Origin of the sequence: Bradyrhizobium sp. Mp19, assembly GCF_029952935.1 — a bacterium.
In the GTDB taxonomy this organism is placed as follows: domain Bacteria; phylum Pseudomonadota; class Alphaproteobacteria; order Rhizobiales; family Xanthobacteraceae; genus Bradyrhizobium; species Bradyrhizobium elkanii.
The window spans coordinates 169,130-191,961 of record NZ_JASAUT010000005.1 but is presented as its reverse complement, the minus strand read 5'-3'; the positions used below and the strand labels follow the sequence as shown (position 1 = coordinate 191,961).

General features: G+C 65.7%; 19 protein-coding genes, 1 tRNA gene and 1 riboswitch. Of the genes, 13 read left to right on the top strand and 7 right to left on the bottom strand.

Going from position 1 to position 22,832, the window contains the following annotated elements; translation table 11 throughout:
- The first annotated feature begins 140 nt into the window (after window positions 1–140).
- From QJT82_RS08915 to QJT82_RS08890, 6 genes are all read left to right on the top strand, one after another.
- Window positions 141–2,237, top strand: a complete 2,097-nt coding sequence (locus tag QJT82_RS08915; RefSeq protein ID WP_028339069.1) for a 3-hydroxyacyl-CoA dehydrogenase NAD-binding domain-containing protein — start codon at window positions 141–143, stop codon at window positions 2,235–2,237.
- Window positions 2,238–2,379: 142 nt separating this feature from the next.
- Window positions 2,380–4,098 (top strand): dicarboxylate--CoA ligase PimA, encoded by a 1,719-nt coding sequence (gene pimA / locus QJT82_RS08910; RefSeq protein ID WP_028339068.1) that lies wholly within the window; start codon window positions 2,380–2,382, stop codon window positions 4,096–4,098.
- Window positions 4,095–5,282: an acetyl-CoA C-acyltransferase gene (locus tag QJT82_RS08905; RefSeq protein WP_028339067.1), complete on the top strand. Its 1,188-nt coding sequence runs from the start codon at window positions 4,095–4,097 to the stop codon at window positions 5,280–5,282. The genes pimA and QJT82_RS08905 overlap by 4 nt, the downstream gene beginning before the upstream one ends.
- Window positions 5,283–5,449: 167 nt before the next feature.
- Window positions 5,450–6,640, top strand: a complete 1,191-nt coding sequence (gene pimC, locus QJT82_RS08900; protein ID WP_028339066.1) for a pimeloyl-CoA dehydrogenase large subunit — start codon at window positions 5,450–5,452, stop codon at window positions 6,638–6,640.
- 160 nt (window positions 6,641–6,800) lie between these two features.
- Entirely contained in the window at window positions 6,801–7,946 is a 1,146-nt protein-coding gene (gene pimD, locus QJT82_RS08895; RefSeq protein ID WP_028339065.1) for a pimeloyl-CoA dehydrogenase small subunit, read from the top strand.
- A gap of 128 nt (window positions 7,947–8,074) precedes the next feature.
- Complete coding sequence (locus QJT82_RS08890; RefSeq protein ID WP_028339064.1) at window positions 8,075–8,848, top strand: SDR family oxidoreductase; 774 nt, start codon at window positions 8,075–8,077, stop codon at window positions 8,846–8,848.
- Here the strand turns inward: QJT82_RS08890 and QJT82_RS08885 are convergent.
- Both QJT82_RS08885 and QJT82_RS08880 read right to left on the bottom strand, forming a co-directional pair.
- On the bottom strand, window positions 8,829–9,395 hold the full coding sequence (locus tag QJT82_RS08885) for a hypothetical protein (RefSeq protein WP_281446631.1): 567 nt from the start codon (window positions 9,393–9,395) through the stop codon (window positions 8,829–8,831). The genes QJT82_RS08890 and QJT82_RS08885 overlap by 20 nt on opposite strands.
- Before the next feature lie 74 nt (window positions 9,396–9,469).
- Window positions 9,470–10,663, bottom strand: coding sequence for an O-succinylhomoserine sulfhydrylase (locus QJT82_RS08880; RefSeq protein WP_028339062.1), 1,194 nt, complete (start codon window positions 10,661–10,663; stop codon window positions 9,470–9,472).
- A 76-nt stretch (window positions 10,664–10,739) separates the two neighbouring features.
- Window positions 10,740–10,819: riboswitch (SAM riboswitch) on the bottom strand.
- Between the two features lie 122 nt (window positions 10,820–10,941).
- Between QJT82_RS08880 and QJT82_RS08875 the strand changes: the two genes are divergently transcribed.
- The 3 genes from QJT82_RS08875 to QJT82_RS08865 all read left to right on the top strand — a co-directional run bounded on the left by QJT82_RS08875 (window position 10,942) and on the right by QJT82_RS08865 (window position 14,960).
- Complete coding sequence (locus tag QJT82_RS08875; protein WP_028339061.1) at window positions 10,942–12,048, top strand: 2'-deoxycytidine 5'-triphosphate deaminase; 1,107 nt, start codon at window positions 10,942–10,944, stop codon at window positions 12,046–12,048.
- A gap of 290 nt (window positions 12,049–12,338) precedes the next feature.
- Window positions 12,339–13,388, top strand: a complete 1,050-nt coding sequence (locus QJT82_RS08870) for a hypothetical protein (protein ID WP_028339060.1) — start codon at window positions 12,339–12,341, stop codon at window positions 13,386–13,388.
- Window positions 13,389–13,517: 129 nt separating this feature from the next.
- Window positions 13,518–14,960 carry an MATE family efflux transporter gene (locus tag QJT82_RS08865; RefSeq protein ID WP_028339059.1) on the top strand — a complete coding sequence of 481 codons (1,443 nt, stop codon included), beginning with the start codon at window positions 13,518–13,520 and terminating at the stop codon, window positions 14,958–14,960.
- A 191-nt stretch (window positions 14,961–15,151) separates the two neighbouring features.
- On the opposite strand, the gene QJT82_RS08860 is transcribed toward QJT82_RS08865, so the two are convergent.
- The 4 genes from QJT82_RS08860 to QJT82_RS08845 form a co-directional block, all read right to left on the bottom strand.
- Complete coding sequence (locus tag QJT82_RS08860; protein WP_028339058.1) at window positions 15,152–15,568, bottom strand: SRPBCC family protein; 417 nt, start codon at window positions 15,566–15,568, stop codon at window positions 15,152–15,154.
- A 197-nt stretch (window positions 15,569–15,765) separates the two neighbouring features.
- The gene (locus tag QJT82_RS08855) at window positions 15,766–16,125 is read right to left on the bottom strand and encodes a VOC family protein (protein ID WP_028339057.1); all 360 of its coding nucleotides are present in this window, start codon (window positions 16,123–16,125) and stop codon (window positions 15,766–15,768) included.
- Window positions 16,126–16,181: 56 nt separating this feature from the next.
- Window positions 16,182–17,021, bottom strand: a complete 840-nt coding sequence (locus QJT82_RS08850; protein ID WP_028339056.1) for an AraC family transcriptional regulator — start codon at window positions 17,019–17,021, stop codon at window positions 16,182–16,184.
- A 9-nt stretch (window positions 17,022–17,030) separates the two neighbouring features.
- On the bottom strand, window positions 17,031–17,609 hold the full coding sequence (locus tag QJT82_RS08845; protein ID WP_028339055.1) for a methylated-DNA--[protein]-cysteine S-methyltransferase: 579 nt from the start codon (window positions 17,607–17,609) through the stop codon (window positions 17,031–17,033).
- 159 nt (window positions 17,610–17,768) lie between these two features.
- On the opposite strand from QJT82_RS08845, the gene QJT82_RS08840 reads away from it, so the two are divergent.
- The 3 genes from QJT82_RS08840 to QJT82_RS08830 all read left to right on the top strand — a co-directional run bounded on the left by QJT82_RS08840 (window position 17,769) and on the right by QJT82_RS08830 (window position 19,821).
- Window positions 17,769–19,316, top strand: coding sequence for a 4-amino-4-deoxy-L-arabinose transferase (locus QJT82_RS08840; RefSeq protein ID WP_028339054.1), 1,548 nt, complete (start codon window positions 17,769–17,771; stop codon window positions 19,314–19,316).
- A 109-nt stretch (window positions 19,317–19,425) separates the two neighbouring features.
- Window positions 19,426–19,499, top strand: a tRNA-Gly gene (locus QJT82_RS08835).
- A 70-nt stretch (window positions 19,500–19,569) separates the two neighbouring features.
- Entirely contained in the window at window positions 19,570–19,821 is a 252-nt protein-coding gene (locus QJT82_RS08830) for a DUF3551 domain-containing protein (RefSeq protein ID WP_028339053.1), read from the top strand.
- A gap of 570 nt (window positions 19,822–20,391) precedes the next feature.
- Here QJT82_RS08830 and QJT82_RS08825 read toward each other — a convergent pair.
- A complete protein-coding gene (locus QJT82_RS08825; protein WP_028339052.1) occupies window positions 20,392–21,411 on the bottom strand; it encodes an LLM class flavin-dependent oxidoreductase in 1,020 nt (339 codons plus the stop codon).
- Window positions 21,412–21,658: 247 nt separating this feature from the next.
- Here QJT82_RS08825 and QJT82_RS08820 point away from each other — a divergent pair, with 247 nt between their 5' ends.
- A complete protein-coding gene (locus QJT82_RS08820; RefSeq protein WP_259245043.1) occupies window positions 21,659–22,825 on the top strand; it encodes an NADH:flavin oxidoreductase/NADH oxidase in 1,167 nt (388 codons plus the stop codon).
- Window positions 22,826–22,832 lie beyond the last annotated feature (7 nt).

Below are 22,832 nucleotides of genomic sequence, written 5' to 3'. Positions count from 1 at the left end.
CACGTGCTTCAAAATAACCCTCCATGTCAAGATGTGGAATTAAATTTCGCAGTGCGAAATTGGTCTAATCGTAGCGGCTCGACGCAAGTCGTGCAGCTACTCAACACAAGTCCAAGAACAAACATCCAGGGAGAGTCCCGGTGAGTGAAGTCGTCAAGCTCGAACGTCATGACAATATTGCCGTCGTCACGGTTAACAGTCCGCCCGTGAATGCGCTGAGCGCCGCGGTGCGCGGCGGCATTTTCGAGTGCATCAGGAGCGCGATCGATGACGCGCAGGTTCAGGGCATCGTGCTGACCTGCGCCGGCCGCACCTTCATCGCCGGCGCCGACATCACCGAATTCGGCAAGCCGCCGAAGCCGCCCGGGCTCGCCGAAGTGCTGAGCCTGATGGAGAGTTCGCCGAAGCCGATCGTGGCCGCGATCCACGGTACCGCGCTCGGCGGCGGCCTCGAGGTTGCGCTGGCCTGCCACTACCGTGTCGCCACCAAGGACGCCAAGCTCGGCCTGCCCGAGGTGAAGCTCGGCCTGCTGCCGGGCGCGGGCGGAACCCAGCGCCTGCCGCGCGCGGTCGGTCCCGAGCTCGCGGTCAAGATGATCGTCGGCGGCGATCCGATCGGCGCGGACGCGGCGCTGAAGGCCGGCCTGATCGAGGAGATCGTCGAGGGTCCGGCCTCGGGCGGTGAGGCATTTGCGCGCAAGGTGGTCGCCGAGAAGCGTCCGCTGCGCAAGCTGCGCGACGACGACTCTAAGCTCGCCGCTGCCAAGGCCGATCGTTCGATCTTCACCAATGCGGTCGCTGCGCTGACCAAGAAGTCGCGCGGCCTCGAGGCGCCGTTCGCCGCGGCGGACGCCGTCGGCGCCGCGATCGACCTGCCGTTCGATGAGGGCCTGAAGAAGGAGCGCGAGGGCTTCCTCAAGCTGATGAACGGCGACCAGTCCAAGGCACAGCGCTACGCGTTCTTCGCCGAGCGCGAGGCCGCCAAGATCTCCGGTGTTCCCGAGGGCACCAAGGGCCGCAACGTGGCGCGCGTCGCCATCCTCGGCGCCGGCACCATGGGCGGCGGCATCGCGATGTCGTTCGCCAATGCCGGCATCCCGGTCACCTTGATCGAGACCGGCGAGGAGCAGCTCAAGCGCGGCATGGGCATCATGCAGAAGAACTACGAGGCGACCGCCGCGCGCGGTGGCATCCCGGCGGACGCGCCCGCCAAGCGCATGGCGCTGATCAACGGTGTCGTCGGCATCGAGAACGTCGGCGACGCCGACCTCGTGATCGAGGCGGTGTTCGAGACCATGGCGGTCAAGAAGGAAGTGTTCGGCAAGCTCGACCAGTATGCCAAGCCGGGCGCGGTGCTGGCCTCCAACACCTCCTATCTCGACATCGACGAGATCGCGAAGTCGACCAAGCGTCCGCAGGACGTGCTCGGCATGCACTTCTTCTCGCCGGCCAACGTCATGAAGCTGTGCGAGATCGTGCGCGCCGACAAGACCGCGCCGGACGCGCTGGTCACCGCCGTCTCGATCGCCCGCAAGATCGCCAAGGTGCCGGCAGTGGTCGGCGTCTGCGACGGCTTCGTCGGCAACCGCATGCTGGCGCAGCGCGGCAAGCAGTCCGAGAAGCTGCTGTTCGAAGGCGCTCTGCCGCAGCAGGTCGACGCCGTGGTGACGAAGTTCGGCATGCCGATGGGCCCGTTCGCGATGGGCGATCTCGCCGGTCTCGATATCGGCTGGCGCTCGCGCAAGGACCGCGGCATCAAGTCGGAGATCGCGGACGCGCTCTGCGAAGCCGGCCGCTTCGGCCAGAAGACCGGCAAGGGCTACTACAAGTACGAGGCGGGCTCGCGCGCGGCGCTGCCCGATCCGGAGGTCGAGAAGCTGATCGACGAGACGCTGGCGCGCCTCGGCCGCAAGAAGCGCGTCGTCAGCGACGACGAGATCCTCGAGCGCATGATGTACCCGATGATCAACGAAGGCGCGAAGATCCTCGCCGAGGGCATCGCGGCGCGTCCGTCGGATATCGACGTGGTCTGGCTCTATGGCTATGGCTGGCCGATCTATCGCGGCGGTCCGATGTTCTGGGCCGACACCGTCGGCCTCAAGCACATCGCCGATCGCCTGGCCTTCTACGCCAAGGAGACCAACGATCCCTCGCTCGAGCCGGCGCCGCTGCTCAAGAAGCTCGCCGACGAGGGCAAGACCTTCGCCTCGCTCGCCGCGCCGTCGAAGGCGGCGTGATTGGCCGACCGTAACCACGTGTCATTCCGGGATGCGCCGGAAGGCGCAGACCCGGAATCTCGAGATTCCCCGATGCGCAATTGCGCATCTTAGGTTCACGCTGCGCGTGCCCCGGAATGACAGTTTCCAGAGTCTGGTTTTCATGACCTATCCCGGCGAACAATATTATCCCAAGGGCGTGCAGTGGAGCGACGAGATCACGCGCGGCACGCTGCCGGACCTGCTCTCGAGCGCCGCCGCCGAGTTCGGCGCGCGCCCGGTGCTCGAATTCCGCGACCGGCCGATCGGTTACGCCGAGCTGGAGGCCTTGGTCGAGACCGCCGCCGCGGCCTTCATGCGGGCCGGCTACGGCAAGGGCACGTCGGTCGCGCTATTCCTCGGCAATTCGCCTGACCATCCGATCAATTTCTTCGGCGCGCTGAAGGCCGGCGCCCGCGTCGTGCATCTGTCGCCGCTCGACGGCGAGATCGCGCTGTCGCACAAGCTGTCCGATTCCGGAGCGCGGGTGCTGGTCACCAGCAACCTCTCGGCGCTGTTGCCGACCGCGCTGAAATTCCTCGCCAAAGGGCTGCTCGACCGTCTGATCGTCTGCGAGGACGACAATTGGGGCAAGGTCGGCACGCCGCAAACCGCGCTGCCCGACAATCCTGCTGTCATCACGCATCGCCAGTTCATCGACGGCGCGACCAGGCCGTCGCAATGGCCGGCGGTCGACGTCGAGGACGTCGCGCTGCTGCAATATACCGGCGGCACCACCGGCCTGCCCAAGGGCGCGATGCTCAGCCATGGCAATCTCACCGCGGCGGTGTCGATCTACGACGTCTGGGGCAAGCCCGGGCGGCTCGAACGCAATGCGATCGAACGCGTGATCTGCGTGCTGCCGCTGTTTCACATCTACGCACTGACCGTCGTGCTGCTGTCGGCGATCCGGCGCGGCCATCTGATCTCGTTGCACCAGCGCTTCGACGTCGAGGCCGTGATGCGCGACATCGAGGTCAAGCGCGCGACGGTGTTTCCCGGCGTGCCGACAATGTGGATTGCGATCGCCTCGCTGCCCGATCTCGACAAGCGCGATCTCTCTTCGCTGGTGGTCGCCGGCTCCGGCGGCGCGCCGCTGCCGGTGGAGGTCGCGAAGATCTTCGAGCGCCGCGTCGGCATGAAGCTGAAGAGCGGCTGGGGCATGACCGAGACCTGCTCGCCCGGCACCGGCCATCCCAAGGAGGGGCCGGAGAAACCGGGCTCGATCGGCTTGATGCTGCCCGGCATCGAGATGGACGTAGTGTCGCTGGAGGATTCCACCAGGGTGATGCCGGTCGGCGAGGTCGGTGAAATCCGCATCCGCGGTCCGAACGTCACCAAGGGTTACTGGAACAGGCCGGCGGAGACCGCGGAGGCTTTCGTCGGCGACCGCTTCCTCACCGGCGACATCGGCTACATGGATGCCGACGGCTATTTCTATCTGGTCGACCGCAAGAAGGACATGATCATCTCCGGCGGCTTCAACGTCTATCCGCAGATGATCGAGCAGGCGATCTACACCCATCCTGCCGTGCAGGAGGTGATCGTGATCGGCATTCCCGACGGTTACCGCGGCGAGGCGGCAAAGGCCTTCATCAAGCTGCGCGACGGGCAGCCAGCGTTCTCGATCGACGAGCTGCGTGCATTCCTCACCGGCAAGGTCGGCAAGCACGAGCTGCCGGCAGCGCTCGAGTTCGTCGACGAGCTGCCGCGCACCCCGGTTGGAAAGCTGTCGCGTCACGAATTGCGCCAGCAGCAGCCCAAGCCTTCTCAAACCAAGACTGCTCAAACCGAGACATCTCAATCCAAACCACAGCAGACTGCATCAGGATCCCGCTCATGACCGACGCCGTTATCGTCTCCACCGCCCGCACGCCGATCGGCAAGGCCTATCGCGGCGCGCTCAACGTCACCGAAGGCGCGACCTTGCTCGGGCACGCGATCGGCGAGGCGGTGGCGCGCGCCAAGGTCGATCCGAAGGAGATCGAGGACGTGGTGATGGGCGCGGCGATGCAGCAGGGCGCGACCGGCGGCAACATCGCGCGCAAGGCGCTGCTCCGCGCCGGGCTGCCGGTGAGCGTTGCCGGCACCACGATCGACCGCCAGTGCGCCTCCGGCCTGCAGGCGATTGCGCTTGCCGCGCGTTCGGTGATCTTCGACGGCGTCGAGATCGCGGTCGGCGGTGGCGGCGAGTCGATCTCGCTGGTGCAGAACGACAAGATGAATTCCTTCCACGCCCAGGATCCGGCGCTGCTCAAGATCAAGGGCGAGGTCTACATGCCGATGATCGACACCGCCGAGATCGTCGCCAAGCGCTACAACATCTCGCGCGAGAAGCAGGACGAGTATGGACTCGAAAGCCAGCGCCGCACCGCGGCCGCGCAGCAGGGCGGCAAGTTCAAGGAAGAGCTCGCGCCGATCACCACCATGATGGCAGTCACCGACAAGGCGACCGGTGCCGTCACGATGAAGGAGGTGACGCTGTCGCAGGACGAAGGTCCGCGGCCGGAGACCACGGCCGAAGGGCTTGCCAGCCTCAAGCCGGTGCGCGGCGAGGGCTTCACCATCACCGCCGGCAATGCCAGCCAGCTTTCGGACGGCGCCAGCGCCTCCGTGATCATGAGCGACAGGGAAGCCGCCAGGCGCGGCCTGAAGCCGCTCGGCATCTTCCGCGGCTTCGTCTCCGCCGGCTGCGAGCCGGACGAGATGGGCATCGGTCCGGTGTTCGCGGTGCCGCGGCTGCTCAAGCGCCACGGCCTCAAGGTCGACGACATCGATCTGTGGGAGCTCAACGAGGCGTTTGCGGTGCAGGTGCTGTACTGCCGCGACAAGCTCGGCATCGATCCGGAGAAGATCAACGTCAATGGCGGCGCGATCTCGGTCGGCCATCCCTACGGCATGTCGGGTGCGCGGCTCACCGGCCACGCGCTGATCGAGGGCCGCCGCCGCAAGGCCAAATACGCCGTCGTCACCATGTGCGTCGGTGGCGGCATGGGCGCGGCCGGCCTGTTCGAGGTGCTGCAGTAATTCACCGTCGTCCTGGCGAAAGCCAGGACCCATACCCCGCGGCCGGGGTAAGGGGCACGGACGGCAGTCGCCTTCGCAGGACAACGAAGGCCGGTGGTAATGGGTCCTGGCTTTCGCCAGGACGACAACGAAACAAGACGTTAGGTTTCGCTCAAAAGGAGGATCCGATGGATCTCGCTTTCACCAAGGAAGAGATAGCGTTTCGCGAGGAGGTACGGGAGTTCTTCAAGAACAACGTGCCGCCGGAGACCCGGCGCAAGCTGCAGGAAGGCCGCCATCTGTCGAAGGACGAGATGGTCACCTGGTGGCGCATCCTCAACAAGAAGGGCTGGGGCGTCACCCACTGGCCGAAGGAATATGGCGGCACCGGCTGGAGCACCGTGCAGCACTACATCTTCAACGAGGAGCTGCAATCCTACCCCGCGCCGCAGCCGCTCGCCTTCGGCGTCAGCATGGTCGGTCCGGTCATCTACACCTTCGGCAACGAGAAGCAGAAGAAGGAATATCTGCCGCGGATTGCCAATGTCGACGACTGGTGGTGCCAGGGCTTCTCGGAGCCGGGTTCGGGTTCGGACCTCGCGTCGCTGAAGACCAAGGCCGAGCGTAAGGGCGACAAGTGGATCATCAACGGCCAGAAGACCTGGACCACGCTCGCCCAGCACGCCGACATGATCTTCTGCCTCTGCCGCACCGACAACAACGCGAAGAAGCAGATGGGCATCTCCTTCATCGTGTTCAGCATGAAGTCGAAGGGCGTCACCGTGCGCCCGATCCAGACCATCGACGGCGGCCACGAGGTCAACGAAGTGTTCTTCGACGACGTCGAGGTGCCCTACGAGAACCTGATCGGCGAAGAGAACAAGGGCTGGGATTACGCCAAATTCCTGCTCGGCAATGAGCGCACCGGCATCGCCCGGGTCGGCGTGTCGAAGGAGCGGCTGCGCCGCATCCGTGCGCTGGCCTCCAAGGTCGAGGCCGGCGGCCGTCCGGTGATCGAGGATCCGGCGTTCCGCGAGAAGCTCACGGCCTGCGAGATCGAGCTGAAGGCGCTCGAGCTGACCCAGCTCCGCGTCGTCGCCGACGAGGGCAAGCACGGCAAGGGCAAGCCCAATCCGGCCTCCTCGGTGCTCAAGATCAAGGGCTCGGAGATCCAGCAGACCACCACCGAGCTGCTGATGGAGATCATCGGTCCGTTCGCCGCACCCTACGACGAGCACGGCGATGCCGGCTCCAACGAGAGCATGGATTGGACCGCGCAGATCGCGCCGAGCTACTTCAACAACCGCAAGGTTTCGATCTACGGCGGCTCCAACGAGATCCAGCGCAACATCATCAGCAAGGCCGTGCTGGGACTGTAAGCCACAAGTTCGGTGTCGTCCCCCGCGCAGGCGGGGGACCCAGTACGCCGAGCCGATCGTGATTCCCAACGAGGGCTGCGGCGTACTGGATCCCCGCTTTCGCGGGGATGACGAGTGGAGATCAGGGCAGGCGCCCGCGTGATTTTGGAGAGATGATAAAATGGATTTTGATCTGTCCGAGGAGCAGCGGCTTCTCAAGGAGAGCGTCGACGGGTTGCTGGCGGATGCCTACGACTTCGATGCGCGCAAGAAGTACATGAAGGAGAAGGGCGGCTGGAGCAAAGCGCTCTGGGGCAAGCTCGCCGAGCAGGGCCTGCTTGGTCTGCCCTTTGCGGAGACCGACGGCGGCTTCGGCGCCGGCGCGGTCGAGACCATGATCGTGATGGAAGCGCTCGGCAAGGCGCTGGTGGTCGAGCCTTATCTCGCCACCGTCGTGGTCGCCGGCGGTTTCCTGCGCCATGGCGGCTCGGCCGAGCAGAAGGCCAAGTACATTCCCGGCATCATCGACGGCAGCAAGACCTTCGGCTTTGCCCAGCTCGAGAAGAACTCGCGCTACGATCTCTTCGACGTCGTGACCACGGCCAAGAAGAAGGGCGCCGGCTGGGTGATCGACGGCGAGAAGTTCGTCGTGCTCAACGGCGAGAACGCCGACACGCTGATCGTGACCGCGCGCACCAAGGGCGGCCAGCGCGACAAGACCGGCATCGGCGTGTTCCTGGTTCCGGCGGATGCCAAGGGCGTCACCAGGAAGGGCTATCCCACCCAGGACGGCCTGCATGCGGCCGACATCACCTTCACCAATGTCGAGGTCGGTGCTGACGCTGCGATCGGCGATCCCGAGAACGGCCTGCCCCTGATCGAGCGCGTCGCCGACGAAGCCCGCATTGCGCTGTGCGCGGAAGCGGTCGGTGCGATGGACGAGTCGCTTAAGGAGACCGTCGAGTACATCAAGACCCGCAAGCAGTTCGGCGTTGCGATCGGCTCGTTCCAGAGCCTGCAGCACCGCGCCGCCGACATGTTCGTGGCGCTGGAGCAGGCCCGCAGCATGTCGATGTTCGCCACCATGGCGTCGGACTTCGACGACGCCAAGGAGCGTTCGTCCGCAGTCGCGGCTGCCAAGGTGCAGGTCGGCAAGTCCTTGAAGTTCGTCGGCCAGCAGTCGATCCAGCTCCATGGCGGCATCGGCATGACCATGGAAGCCAAGATCGGCCACTACTTCAAGCGGCTGACCATGATCGAGAACACGCTCGGCGACACCGACTACCACCTCCGTCGCGTCAGCGAGGGCGGCGGGCTGCTGGCTTAACCACACAGGCGTCATTCCGGGGCTCGCGAAGCGAGAACCCGGAATCTCACACCACAACTTCTGGATTCCGGGGCTGCGCCTTGCGGCGCATCCCGGAATGACGCGTCAACAACAGGGAAACAACAACAATGAAAAACACCCCGTTCGATCTCACCGGCCAGGTCGCGGTCATCACCGGCTCGAGCCGCGGCATCGGCCGCTCCTCGGCCGAGCTCCTGGCCAAACTCGGCGCCAAGGTCGTGATCTCCTCGCGCAAGGCGGACGCCTGCGAAGAAGTCGCCGACGGCATCAAGAAGGCGGGCGGCGATGCGCTCGTCATCCCCTGCAACATCTCACGCCGCAACGAGGTCGAGGCGCTGGTCTCGGGCACCATCAAGCACTACGGCAAGATCGACATCCTGGTCTGCAACGCCGCGGTGAATCCGTATTACGGCCCGCTGCTCGACATTACGGACGAGGCGTTCGACAAGATCATGGGCGCCAATGTCAAGAGCAACATCTGGCTGTGCTCGCAGACCATTCCGCAGATGGCCGAGCGCGGCAAAGGCTCGGTCGTGATCATCTCCTCGATCGGCGGCCTGCGCGGCTCGACGGTGATCGGCGCCTACGGCATCTCCAAGGCGGCCGACTTCGCGCTGTGCCGCAGCCTCGCCGGCGAGTGGGGGCCGAAGGGCGTGCGCGTCAATTGCGTGGCGCCCGGCCTGGTGAAGACCGACTTCGCCCGCGCGTTGTGGGAGGACCCGGATAATCTGAAGCGCCGCACCGCATCGACGCCGCTCCGCCGCATCGGCGAGCCCAACGAGATCGCCGGCGCCGTGGCCTATCTCGCTTCCGACGCCTCGACCTTCATGACCGGCCAGACCATCGTGGTCGACGGCGGCGTCACCACGGCGGCGACGTAAGTTCCTTCGCCTCCCCCGCAAGCGCAGGGCTATCGCATTTCGTGGCGGTGCCCTCGTGGCCATCCCTCGAGACGCCCGCCTTCGGCGGGCTCCTCAGGATGAGGTCTTGTTTTGCGGCACAATAGTAGACCCTCATGGTGAGGAGCGCCGCTTGCGGCGCGTCTCGAACCACGAGGCCGAGCACTTGCGCCGCAAGCGCAGGGCTATCGCATATCGTGGCGATGCCCTCGTGGCCATCCTTCGAGACGCCCGCCTTCGGCGGGCTCCTCAGGATGAGGTCTTGTTTTGCGGCACAATAGTAGACCCTCATGGTGAGGAGCGCCGCTTGCGGCGCGTCTCGAACCACGAGGCCGAGCACTTGCGCCGCAAGCGCAGGGCTATCGCATATCGTGGCGATGCCCTCGTGGCCATCCTTCGAGACGCCCGCCTTCGGCGGGCTCCTCAGGATGAGGTCTTGTTTTGCGGCACAATAGTAGACCCTCATGGTGAGGAGCGCCGCTTGCGGCGCGTCTCGAACCACGAGGCCCAGCACTTGCGCAGTCGCCAAGGGGCATATGCGATAGCCTTGCCCGCAAGCGGGAGAGGGCGCCGAGCTCTCCAGACTAGACTTCTCTGTTCGCCCTAAACCCGCGCCAGCGCCCGCTCAAAATCCTCGATCAGGTCGTCGGGATGCTCGAGCCCGGCCGAGAAGCGAATAAAACCTTCGCTGATACCGAGCTCGGCGCGGGCTTCCGGCGCCAGCCGCTGATGCGTCGTGGTCGCGGGATGCGTGACCAGGCTCTTGGCATCGCCGAGATTGTTGGAGATGCGCGAGATCTTCAGCGCGTTGAGGCAGCGGAAGGCGCCGGCCTTGCCGTCCTTCACCTCGAAGCCGACCAGCGTCGAGCCGGCGCCCATTTGCTTCTTCACCGTCTCGGCCTGCGGATGGTCGGGGCGGCCCGGATAGACCAGCCGCGTGATCTTCGGATGCCTGGCCAGCGCCTCGGCGATCTTCGCCGCGTTCTCGGTCTGGGCGCGGACGCGGACGCCGAGCGTCTCCAGCCCCTTCAGCAGCACCCAGGCGTTGAACGGCGACAGCGACGGACCGGTCTGGCGCATGAAATTGTGGATGTGCTCGGCGATGAAGGCTTCTGATGACAGGATGACGCCGCCGAGGCAGCGGCCCTGGCCGTCGATATGCTTGGTCGCAGAATAGACCACGACGTCGGCGCCGAGCGACAGCGGGCTCTGCCAGATCGGCGTCGCGAACACATTGTCGACGATCAGCCGGGCGCCGCCGCTATGCGCGATCTGTGCGATCGCGCCGATGTCGAGCACGTCGAGCGTCGGATTGGTCGGGCTCTCCAGGAAGAAGGTCTTGGTGTTCGGCCGCAATGCGCGCTGCCACTGGTCGAGATCGAGGCCGTCGACCAGCGTCGTCTCGATGCCGTAGCGCGGCAACAGGTCCTGCACCACGTAGAGGCAGGAGCCGAACAGGGCCTTCGAGGCCACCACATGATCGCCGGCCTTCAGCGGCGCCAGGATCGCGGTGGTCACCGCGGCCATGCCGGTCGCGGTCGAGCGCGCGGCTTCCGCGCCCTCGAGCTCGATCATGCGGCGCTCGAACATCGCAATGGTCGGGTTGGAATAGCGCGAATAGATGAAGCCGGGGTCCTGGCCCTTGAAGCGCGCCTCGCATTGCTCGGCGGTGTCGTAGACGTAGCCCTGGGTGAGAAACAGCCCTTCCGACGTCTCCCCGAACTGCGAGCGCAGCGTGCCGCCATGGACGAGGCGGGTTTCGGGACGAAAGCGGGCGGTACCTTCAGATTCAGACATGTGACCTCCGAGGTGGCCATTTCCCCTGGAAACTGGCCACAAAAAAACCGGCCTGGAGCAACCTCCACAAGCCGGGATCACACTGTCCCCGGCCTGTTTAGCGACTTATTTAACGTGGCTGCAAGCCGGCCGGCTCAAATCACCACGGGATAAGTGCAGCTGATATTCCCTCGCGCCCTTTCCGTCAAGACGGTCATCGGATAACCCCTAAAAGCCCATATATTGGGGCTTGATGGCCGTTCAGAGTATGATTTTGGGCCATCTCGAGGGACCTCGCCGTGTCGTTCACGCTGGAAGATGAATCCAACGGAATCCTGCCCGACCGCATGATCGCGGAGATGGCGGAGGCCGGCCTCATTCTGCCCGCCTACGACTTCGTCGAGAGCCAGATCCAGCCGGCCAGCCTCGATCTGCGCCTTGGCGACATCGCCTACCGGGTCCGTGCCAGCTTCCTGCCGGGGCCCGATGCCACCGTCGCCGAGCGGATCGACGAGCTGAAGCTGCACGAGATCGATCTGTCCGACGGCGCGGTGCTGGAGACCAACTGCGTCTACATCGTGCCGCTGCTGGAGAGCCTGGCGCTGCCGCCGGAGATCGTGGCCGCGGCCAACCCGAAGAGCTCGACCGGACGGCTCGACGTCTTCACCCGCGTGATCGCCGACGGCACCCGCCGCTTCGATATGATCGGCGCCGGCTATCACGGCCCGCTCTACGCCGAGATCAGCCCGAAGACGTTTCCCGTGCTGCTGCGCGAGGGTTCGCGGCTCAGCCAGGTCCGCTTCCGGATCGGCGAGGCGACGTTGACCGCCGACGAGCTCGATGCGCTGCATGCCGCCGAGCGGCTGGTCGATATCGACGATGCCGATCTCTCCGATGGCGTTGCGCTTTCCGTCGATCTCTCCGGCGAGAGCTCGGGCGGCTTCGTCGGGTATCGCGCCAAGCGCCACACCGGCGTGGTCGATGTCGATCGCCGCGGCGGCTATGCGGTCGACGATTTCTGGGAGCCGATCAAGGCCCGGCCCGACGGTAGCCTCATTCTCGATCCCGGCGAGTTCTACATCCTGGCGTCGAAAGAGGCGGTGCAGGTGCCGCCGGACTACGCCGCGGAGATGGTGCCGTTCGATCCGCTGGTCGGCGAATTCCGCGTCCACTATGCCGGCTTCTTCGATCCCGGCTTCGGCTATGCCGGCGCCGGCGGCAAGGGCGCGCGCGCCGTGCTGGAGGTGCGCTCGCGCGAGGTGCCGTTCATTCTCGAGCATGGCCAGATCGTCGGCCGTCTCGTCTATGAACGGATGCTCGAGCGCCCCGACGCGCTGTACGGCCAGCGCATCGGCTCGAATTATCAGGCGCAGGGCCTGAAGCTGTCGAAACATTTTCGCGTGTAGCGGAATTCCTCCTCCGCTGTCATTCCCCGCGAAAGCGGGGAATCCAGTACGCCGCGGCTTCTCGATCGGTCACACCGGCTCTGGAATAATGGATCGCCCGATCAAGTCGGGCGATGACACCGAGTGTGTAATTCCGTTTCGCGCGCGATTAATTCCGTAGCCCGGATGGAGCGAAGCGAAATCCGGGATTCGCGCCGCTGCAACGCGCCGCCCCGGATTGCGCTTCGCTGCATCCGGGCTACGATTGCGCATGCGAGCTCGACCTCGCCAACAAGAGCCAGGGAGCGAACATGACCGCAGGCGAAAGCGCACAAGAAACGCAGTGGCGCAAATGGCGCAGCGTCGCCGATCTCTATCACGCCTTCTTCACCGGGCTGATCCTCACCGTCGTCACGCGGCGCGGCACCGTTGACGCCGCCGAATTCGTCTTCCGCGTGTTTCGCCGCCAGCAGCAGGAACGCTTTCTCCCCGGCCTGAAGAAGCTCGGCCTCGACGGTCTGCCGCCGGCGGTCGCGGCCGCGCAGTATCATTATCTCTCCAACTGGATCGGCGGCGTGCATGTCGAATACATGTACGAGACCGACCGCAAGGCCTGGATCCGCTATCCGCCGCCGCGCTGGATCTGGAAGGGCACGGCGATTTGCGGCGTGCCCGGCGAGGTCTCGCGCGCGATGCTGCGCGGCTGGCACGCCAACAATGGCGTCGCGCTCGGGGATTTGCGGCTCGGCTTTGTCTGCACCAAGCAGAGTGTCGACGGCCAGGACGGCCTCGAAGGCTATTACTGCGAGTACGATCATCCGCTCGAGCTCGATCAGCGCCTCGTGTTCGCGCGCCATCTCGAGGCGCCGCTGTTCGATTCCAGAACCGCGCCGGCGCTGCCGGTCGACAGCTGGCCGAAGCCGCGGCTGGAAAAGGCCTATCGCAACTACGCGATGGAATATGTGAAGACGGCCGCGCCGGTCATCGTGCAGGTGTTCGGCCCCGAGGATGCGAGCTATCTGCTGCATCTCACCGGCAAGCTGATCGGCATGCAGTATTATGACGAGGTCGCGCAGGCGCTCGGCGGCAGCCGTGGCCGTGCCACGGAATTTGCCGCATTCCTGCGCACTCTCTTCGAGTCGCAGGACGATGTCGCTGACATCACCGAATCCGAGGGCCAGTTCGAAATCCGCCAGCACGGCTGGAAGCTGATGGCCGACGTCGCCGACTATCATCCGGCCTGCGCCAGCGTGCTGACCGGCCTGTTCGACGGGCTGGCCGCCGGCTGCGGGCGGCATATTCCGGTGCATCTGAAGCCGAATGGTGCCGCCGGCGCGCCGTTCGTGTGGTCGATCGGCTAGCGCCAAGGTTCATCCGGGTTCACCTGCAATCGCGCAGGCCCCCCTTGCGTCCCGCGCACGTGGATTCCGCCATTGCCATGGTAGGGAAACACCATGGCGCGGCTCCCCAGATCGCGCGTGGGAGTAGAAATGTCCGATCTCGGCCTCGCCGAAATACCTGTCGACGAACAAGAGCGGCCGCTGCCGCCGCCGGTGACCAAGCCGGCGCGCAATGCGCTGCTCGACGGGCCGATCCTGCGCACGTTGCTCTGGCTGGCGTGGCCGAATGTGATCGCGCTCTCCGCCGGCACCTGCGTCGTCATCGCGGAGACTTCGTATATCGGCCGGCTCGGCGTCGAGTCGCTTGCGGCGATGGCGCTGGTGTTTCCCTGCGTGATCCTCACCATGACGATGTCCGGCGGCGCGATGGGCGGCGGCGTCGCATCCGCGATCGCGCGTGCGCTCGGTGCCGGCGAGATCGAGCGCGCCTCGACGCTGGCGATGCATGCGCTGCTGATCGGCCTGACCTTTGGTTTGACGTTCATGCTGGGCATGCTGATCTTCGGTCCGCGCCTGCTCGAATTGCTCGGCGGCCGCGGCAATGTGCTGGCGCAGGCGATCGCCTATTCGCAGGTGTTCTTCGGCGGCGCGATCCTGCCTTGGCTGATGAACACCATGGCCGGCATCCTGCGCGGCACAGGCAACATGAAGCTGCCGTCGACCATGATCCTGTCCTCGGCGGTGTGGCAGATCATTCTCGGCGGCACGCTCGGGCTCGGTCTCGGTCCGGTACCGCAATTCGGCATGCGCGGTGTCGCCGCAGGTTCGCTGATCGCCTATTCGATCAGCATCAGCGTGATGGGCTGGTATCTGTTCTCGGGCCGCGCGCGCGTGAAGCCGAAGCTCAAGGGGCTCCGCGTGCAGTGGGCGATGTTCATCGACATCCTCAAGGTCGGCGCGGTGTCCTGCTTCTCGCCGCTGCAATCGGTTCTGACGATCTCGATCTTCACCCACATGCTGGCGCAGTTCGGCACCGCGGTGCTCGCCGGCTACGGCATCGGCGCGCGGCTCGAATTCATGCTGACCTCGGTCGCCTTCGCGGTCGGCATCGCCTCGGTGCCGATGATCGGCATGGCGGTCGGCGCCGAGCGCGTCGCGCGGGCCCGGCGCATCGCCTGGACCGCGGGCACGGTGTCGTTCCTTGCGGTCGGCGTGGTCGGCAGCTTCATCGCCGTCTTCCCAGACCTCTGGGTCAATCTGTTCACCAATGATCCGCATGTGCGGGCGACCAGCCATCAATATCTTTCGACCGCCGCGCCGATGTACGCCTTCATCGGCCTTGCGATGTCGATGTATTTCTCCTCGCAGGGCGCGGCGAAGGTGCTGGGTCCGGTGCTGGCGCAGACGGCGCGCTTGATCTTTATCGGCGCCGGCGGCTGGTGGCTGTCGACGCATGACGCAAGCGCGCAGAACTTCTTCGCACTCGCCGCCGCCTCGATGGGGGTGCTCGGCGTGCTGTCCTGCCTCAGCGTGATCCTGACGCGCTGGGGCAAATCAGCGCCGGTCGCCGAGGCGCAGCCGGCGCTGTCGTAGCTCTCTGCTCCACAATCCCCCGACTCTCACACCGTCATCCTGAGGAGCGGCCCCTTGGCCGCGTCTCGAAGGATGCACGGCCCCGATGCCTCAACATGCTCGTGGACAAAGCCGGGCCGTCGACCCTTCGAGACGGCCGCTATGCGGCCTCCTCAGGGTGACGGTGAAAAATTTTCCGGCCGCCAGCCCCGCTACGCCGCGTTCTTCTCCTTGAAGGATTTGGCCATCGCCGCTTGCATCGCCGCCGCGCCGAGGTCCATCTGCGCGTCCATGTAGGGCGCGACCTCGTGCGGCAGCACGTCGGCGATCCACACTACGCGGCAGCGCGTGTCGCCCTCGGCGAACACCTGCACCGAGGCGGAATGCTGCTTCAATCGTTCGCTGGTGATCGCATAGACCAGCCGCTTTCGGTTGTCGTCGCAATCGACCAGCGTCTCGCGCGCCACGGTGCCGTTGGCGAAAGTGACGGTGCGGACGTCGCCGTCGAGTTGCGTGTCGGTCACGAAGCCCGGCACCAGCCGCGTATGCAGCGCGCCGAAATCGCGCAGCGCGTCCCAGACATGATCAGCCGGCGCGTCGATCGGGATATTCTTGTGAATGGAAGCCATGATTGTAACCTTTCGGGTGGTTGTCATCCCCGCGCAAAGGATTCGCCTTTGTCGCTGGAGGTGCGAGCGACGCGATGCCCCGGCATCGCGTTCCTGAGCGAGCCTCGAAGGATGACCGGATCTCGCTCGGGGCCATCCTTCGAGACGCCGCGCGTTGCGCGGCTCCTCAGGATGACGTTGGAATGCGCGGCTCTTGCTTACGTCGACACCGCCTCGACATTGTTGCCGTCGGGGTCGAGCAGGAATGCCGCGTAATAGGTCGGGCTGTAGTCCTTGCGATGGCCGGCCGCGCCGTTGTCCTTGCCGCCGGCTTTCAGGCCTTCGGTATGGAATGTCTTGATCGCGTCGTGGCTCGGCGCGCGGAACGCAACGTGGGCGCCGCCTTGGGCCTTGCCCCTGTGCAAATGCAGCCAGAGCGCGGGCTCGCCCTTCGGGCCGAAACCGGCGCCGCTGTCGTCGCGCGAGCAGAGCACGAAGCCGAGTGGCGCCAGCACCGCGGTGTAGAAGCGCACGCTGGCGTCGAGGTCGGCAACGCGCAATCCGATATGATCGTACATAAGGGAATCTCCAGTCGTTGGGCGCATCGAAAGACGCGCGGACTGGAGCAGCCTAGCTATTGCAGCGCGAGACGTTCTTGGAAAATCTTGCGGTCGCCGCGAGAGGCCTGGCGGAACTTCAGCGGCGAGGCGCCGGCGGCGCGGTGGAAGCTGCGCACGAAATTGGACAGATCACCGAAGCCGACGTCATAGGCGATGTCCGTGATCGGGCTGTCGTCGTCGGCGAGCCGCCGTGCCGCATGGCGCAGCCGCGAGCGCACGAGATATTGATGCGGGGTGACGCCGAGCACGGCGGAAAACAGCCGCAGGAAATGGAAGGTGCTCAAGCCGGCCTGTTCCGCAGTATCGTCGAGGTCGATCTGATGATGTGAATTGGCGTCGATCCACAGCGCGGCCTCGACGGCGCGGCGGCGATCGCGCAAGCCTGCGGTGAGGGGCTTCGTCGCGCGGTCGGACACCAGCTCGACAAGGCGGCTGGTGAGGAGGTGGCCGATCTCGTCGAGACCGACGTCGCTGTTGCCATCTGCCGCCGTTTGCGCGAGCTCGCCGATCACCATCAGTTCCGGCAGCGGCGGCACCGACCCGACCTGCCAGACCGCCGCGCGGTCGCCGATGGTCTCGACCAGCACCGGGTCCAGGAAGAACGACAGGCATTCGTCGCCGACCACGTGGTCGTGCGTGCAGGTGTATTCATAGCCGGGATGGCCGACCAGGATCGAACCTGCCACCAGCTCATGGAAGCGGCCGCGGCAATGGCAGCCGAAGCTGCCGCTGCGCACATAGGACACCGAGTGGGAGGCGAACTGCTCGGCGAACGGCTTGTCGCCGGGTTCCGCCGTGCAGCGAAACTCGTTCACCGTGATGCGATCGCGCTGTAGCAGCGTGGTTCGGACCATACCGGGGATTTAAGCTCGCGGCCGGAGCCGTGCAACTGGCAGCAGCACATCAAAAAGGGTCTTGCTGGTGGTCGGCTGGGCGCCCTCGATCGAGAGCAGCCGCCGTTTCGAGATGCTGCCGCCGTTCGGCGAGATCCGGTCGGCGTAATGGCCCGCCTCGAGCACGCGGTGGCAGGGCACCATGACCATGAAGGGGTTGCGGCCGAGCGCCTGTGCCACCGAATTGACCGCACCGGACGCGCGCAAGGCGCTCGCCACCTCGTCATAGGTCCGGGTTTCGCCGCGGGGAATGGTGCGGACAAACTGGTAGACGCGCGCGTTGAAGGCCGGGATGCCGCTCATGTCGAGCGCAACGCCGGCAAGGTCCCCAATGCCGCCGCGCAAGGTTGCAGCGATGCCCTCGATCGCGACAGTGATCTCCTCGGGAGGCCGCATCTCGCGCGCATCCGGATAAAGCTTGAATAGCCGCTTGCGGGTCTCGATCTCGCGCAGCTCGGGAAGCTGCACGCCGGCCACGCCGAGCTCACCCCACGCGATACCGCATCGGCCGATCGCCGTATCGAAAATGGTGTACCCACGCCCCGCCATGACGCCACCAGCCCCCATGCGCGCGATCTTAACATCGTCGCCGGCGTGCGCATCTTGAATCTTGACGTTTAGCTAACCATGTCGCGACACCGTTCGGTGTGACCCCGCCAATTACCGGTCACGCATCTTAAAGGCTTTGCCCGCTATCTGGTCGTCAGCATGCTGCTCCACGGTACGATCGGCGGAACGATGACCAGCACCGGCGCGGATATCGCGCGCGGCGGCACCGCCGTGGCCGGGACGTCGGCCGGGCGTCGTCATCCGCTGTTCGCATTGCTGTTGCTGGCCTTGGTCCTGCGCCTTGCGGCCGCGCTCTGGCCCAACGTGATGTATCCGGACGAGATCTTTCAATATCTCGAGCCGGCGTGGCGAATGCTCGGCCATGACGGCATCTTGACGTGGGAGTGGCGCGAAGGCATTCGCGGCTGGTTCCTGCCGACATTGCTGGCCGGGCCGGTCGCGGTGGGCGGCTTGATTGCGCCGGGCGGCGAGGGCGCTTTCCTGGTGCCGCGCCTGGTCGCCGCAACAGCGTCGCTGTCGATCGTGGTCAGCGCCTGGTACTTCGGTGCTCGGATATCGCGAACCCATTCCATCGTCGCGGCGTTCGCGGCTGCGGTCTGGTTCGAGTTGATCCTGCTCGCGCCGCACACATTGGGCGAGCCGTTGGCGACGGCGCTGATCGTGCCGGCGGCGCTGCTGGTGACCGGTCGTCCGTCGCAGCGGCATCTCGCGATCGGCGGCGCGTTGCTCGCTTTCGCCTTTGTCTGCCGCTTTCAGTACGCGCCGGCCATTGCCGTGCTTGCGCTCGGCGCCTGCTGGATGCGTTGGCGAAACCTGATTGCGCTGATCGCGGGCGGCCTCGCCGCGCTGGTGCTCACCGCCGCGATCGAGCTTGCGCATGGCGCCGTGCCGTTCGCCTGGCTGATTGGCAACATCAAGGAAAACCTGCTGCACGATCGCGCGACCGAGTTCGGCGTGACGCCCCCTTCGGCCTATCTCGTCAACTTCCTGATCGTGTGGTCGGCGGCGATCGTATTGCCGCTCGCTGCGATCTGGCGCGGCTCGCGCCATGCGCCGCTGCTGCTGGCCGTGGCGTTGGTCAACCTCGTCTTCCACAGCCTGATCGCGCACAAGGAATACCGCTTCGTCTTCCTGTCGGTGGCGCTGTTCATCATCGTCGCGGCGCTGGGATCGGCCGATTGGGTGCAATGGCTGCGCGCAAAACCCGGGTGGCGCCGCTGGGCATTGCCGATCGTCACCGGCGGCTGGGCCTTGCTCTCGGTGACGCTCGCCGGCGCCAGCGAGGGGATGCGCGACTACTGGACGCGCGGTGTCGGCGCGGCGCGGCTCGCCGCCGAACTGCGCAGCGATCCGCAGATGTGCGGCCTCGCACTTTACAATGTCCGTTTCCAGCTGTTGCCGGGGCGGGAACGATTGGTTGGGACGACGCCGCTTTATGCGCTGGAGCCCGCCGATCCGCTCGCCGAGCTGATCCTGCCGCCGCTGTTGCAGGCGACCAGGCCGGCCTTCAACCGCATCCTCGCGCGGCCCGCGGCCGCCGGTGATCTGCCGGCGGATTATTCAAGGCAAAGCTGTGCCCGCGTCGGCATCGCCGATGCCTGCATCTATGCACGAAGCGGCAGCTGCGACGCATCCGCCGCCGCGGCTTTTGTCATCAATGACGTGCTCGTGAGGATGGGCCATTAGCGAGCGCGGTGCGGCGATCGGCTCCAATGCGCGCTTGATCCGCTGCCTCCGCCCGGGCTATGGTCCGGCCGGTCGCACCCGTGAGGTGCGACCTCAAGCAATTGAGATCGCGGGCGTAGTTCAATGGTAGAACGGCAGCTTCCCAAGCTGCATACGAGGGTTCGATTCCCTTCGCCCGCTCCAGCCTTCAGGCAAATGTCGCGGGACAGCTCGTCGGCAAGGCAATGTATTTGACGACAGCAGGAGACGTAACGTGAGGTTGCTTGGAGCGCTGCTGCTTGCGCTGGGCGTGCTTTGGATGACGAGGCCGGCATCCGCGCAAATGTATGATCCGCGCTATCCCGTCTGCATGCATGTTTACGGTGAGTTGGTCGGCGAGCGCATGGACTGCATCTTCACCTCGCTGGATCAGTGCCAGGCCAGCGCTGTGGGCATGCCGGCGACCTGTCTGGTGAACCCCTATTATGCGCCGAGGTCGGCGCGTCCTTACCGGCCTGAACGATGACCTTTCCGCTCGTATTGGCGAGCGTCATTTGAGATCAGTGCATGGCATGGTGGTACTTCGCGCTCTTCGCGATCGTTCTGGTCGGATGTTGTGCATTGGTGGTCCGCGCCCGTCGCGGCAGCAATGCGAGAGAAGACGAGGAGCTGAACCGGCGGATTGACGAGCGCGTCGATCGGCTCGATCTCCCCAGGCGCAATCGCGACAGGGATTCCTGACCCAGGCGATCCGCAGACGGCCTTCGCTATTATCCCGGGATATTACGGCGATCTGTTCACGCAACGTGCGCGCCTAACGAACCGTACTCGACCTGTTCTTCTCACAACGCGCAGTTATGTTTCCGTAGTTCTCCGCGTTTGAGAACGAAGTTCCACCGGAACGATGTCGCGGGTTCCGGCATTGGTCGAACAGAGCCGACCGACCTCCGGCGAGAACGGTCGGTTCAAGCCCGCGCCGGGCCGTTCCCTCTCAACAGCCCCCCTAGAAGACGGTCGGCGCGGGTCCTTATCCCGGTTCTGCCCGATGTGACGAGCGTGCGCGCCGGCCGAGTATCGCTGACGTTGCGCGATGGATTCAGCGCCAGCCTAAAGCGGGCGCGATCTGGGTCAGGATCGTCTCGATCACATGCGTGTTGTAGGCGACGCCGAGTTGATTGGGGACGGTCAGAAGCAAGGTATCGGCCTCCGCGATCGCCTCATCGGTCTTGAGCTGCTCGATCAGCCTGTCCGGCTCGGCTGCGTAGCCGCGGCCGAAGATCGCGCGCGTCCTCTCGTCGATCAAGCCGATCTGGTCTTCCTCCTGCCCGTTGCCGAAATAGGCGCGGTCGCGATCGTCGACCAGCGCGAAGATGCTGCGGCTCACCGAGACCCGCGGCTCGCGCGTGTGCCCGGCCTCCTTCCAGGCGGCGCGATAGGCCCGGATCTGGGCCGCCTGCTGGATATGGAAAGCCTCTCCGGTCTCGTCGCTCTTCAGTGTCGAGCTCTGCAGGTTCATCCCGTGCTTCGCCGCCCACACCGCGGTGGCGTTCGAGCCGGCGCCCCACCAGATGCGCTCGCGCAGGCCTTCCGAGAGCGGTTCGAGCCGCAGCAGGCCGGGAGGATTGGGAAACATCGGCCGTGGATTGGGCTGCGCAAATCCCTGACCGCGCAGCATGTCGAGGAAGATCTCGGCGTGACGCCGGCCCATGTCGGCGTCGGTTTCGCCCTCGCCCGGCTGATAGCCGAAATAGCGCCAGCCATCGATCACCTGCTCGGGCGAGCCGCGGCTGATGCCGAGTTGCAGGCGTCCCCTCGCGATCAGGTCGGCCGCGCCGGCGTCCTCGATCATGTAGAGCGGATTTTCGTAGCGCATGTCGATCACGGCGGTGCCGATTTCGATCCGGCTGGTCCTGGTGCCGACCGCCGCCAGCAGCGGGAACGGCGAGGCTAGCTGGCGCGCGAAGTGATGGACACGAAAATATGCGCCGTCCGCGCCGAGCTCTTCGGCGGCGACCGCAAGGTCGATGGATTGCAGCAGCACATCCGCGGCTGAGCGGGCCTGCGACTGCGGCGAGGGCGTCCAGTGCCCGAACGAAAGGAATCCGATTTTCTTCATGCCGGCAATGTAGGGATGTCCGCGCCGAATTGCGATCCGCGATGTGACCCGGGAATGACCGAAAGTATTTACCAGCCGGGAGATTTTTCTGCGGCAGATGTTGCGGGTTTTGCAGATCGCGCCGTTGCGCACGTGCTGCATGCGTGCAGGTCTTGCCGCCTGCGCCGCGGTGTGGCTTGCGATCCCGGGGCGCGCCGCCTAGCTTTCCGCCACGATTTCTCCCGCCAACACCGTCCCGCAGGTCCCGATGTCGCAGCCGCTTCTGTTTCAGCCGATCACGCTTCGCGGCGTGACCTCCCGAAACCGCATCCTGATCTCGCCGATGTGCCAGTATTCGGCAACCGACGGCTTGGCCAATGACTGGCATCTCGTGCATCTCGGCAAGTTTGCCCAGGGCGGCGCCGGGCTCGTGATGGTCGAGGCCGCGGCGGTGACCGCGGAGGGCCGCATCACCCATGGCGATGTCGGCATCTGGAGCGACGAGCAGATCGCGCCGCTCGAGCGCATCGCCGCCTTCCTCAAGGACAATGGCGCCGTGCCCTCGATCCAGCTCGCGCATGCCGGCCGCAAGGCCAGCATGCAGCGTCCCTGGTACGGCAATGCCGCTCTCGATGCGGCCGATCGTGCCCGCGGCGATCTGCCGTGGCGCACGGTGGCGCCGAGCGCGATCCCGATGGAAGAAGGCTGGTTGATGCCGCACGCGCTCGACGCGGCCGAACTCGCCGCGCTGCGCGAGCAATGGCGGCGCGCCACCTTGCGCGCGGTGGAGGCCGGCTTCGAATTCGTCGAGGTGCATTGCGCGCATGGCTATCTGCTGCACGAATTCCTCTCGCCCTTGTCGAACCGCCGCACCGATGCCTATGGCGGCGATCGCGCCGGGCGGATGCGCTATCCGCTCGAGATCATCGAGACCGTGCGCGCCGCCTGGCCGGCGGAGCGGCCGCTGTCGGTGCGGATTTCCTCGGTCGACGGCGTCGACGGCGGCCTGACGCTCGAGGACCAGGTCGCGTTCGCCCGCGAAGCCAGGGCGCGCGGCGTCGATTTGATCGATTGCTCGTCGGGCGGCCTGCTCGGCTCGGCGACCGCGGCGCGGATTCCGCGCGGCTACGGCTTTCAGGTGCCCTATGCCGATGAGATCCGCCGCGCCGCCGACATTGCGACCATCGCGGTCGGCCTCATCCTGCACCCGCAGCAGGCCGAAGACGTCCTCGCCAAAGGCCATGCCGACCTGGTCGCGATCGGGCGCGAGGCGCTGTTCGATCCGAACTGGCCGCTGCATGCCGAGCTTGCGCTCGGCGGTGGAGGCGGCGAGGTGTTCGCGTCGTGGCCGAAGCAGTATGGTTGGTGGCTGGAGCGGCGCGAGCCGGGCCTGCGCCGGCTCGACGGCCCGCCGCTGCCGTTCCGCCAGAGCTGACAAGAAA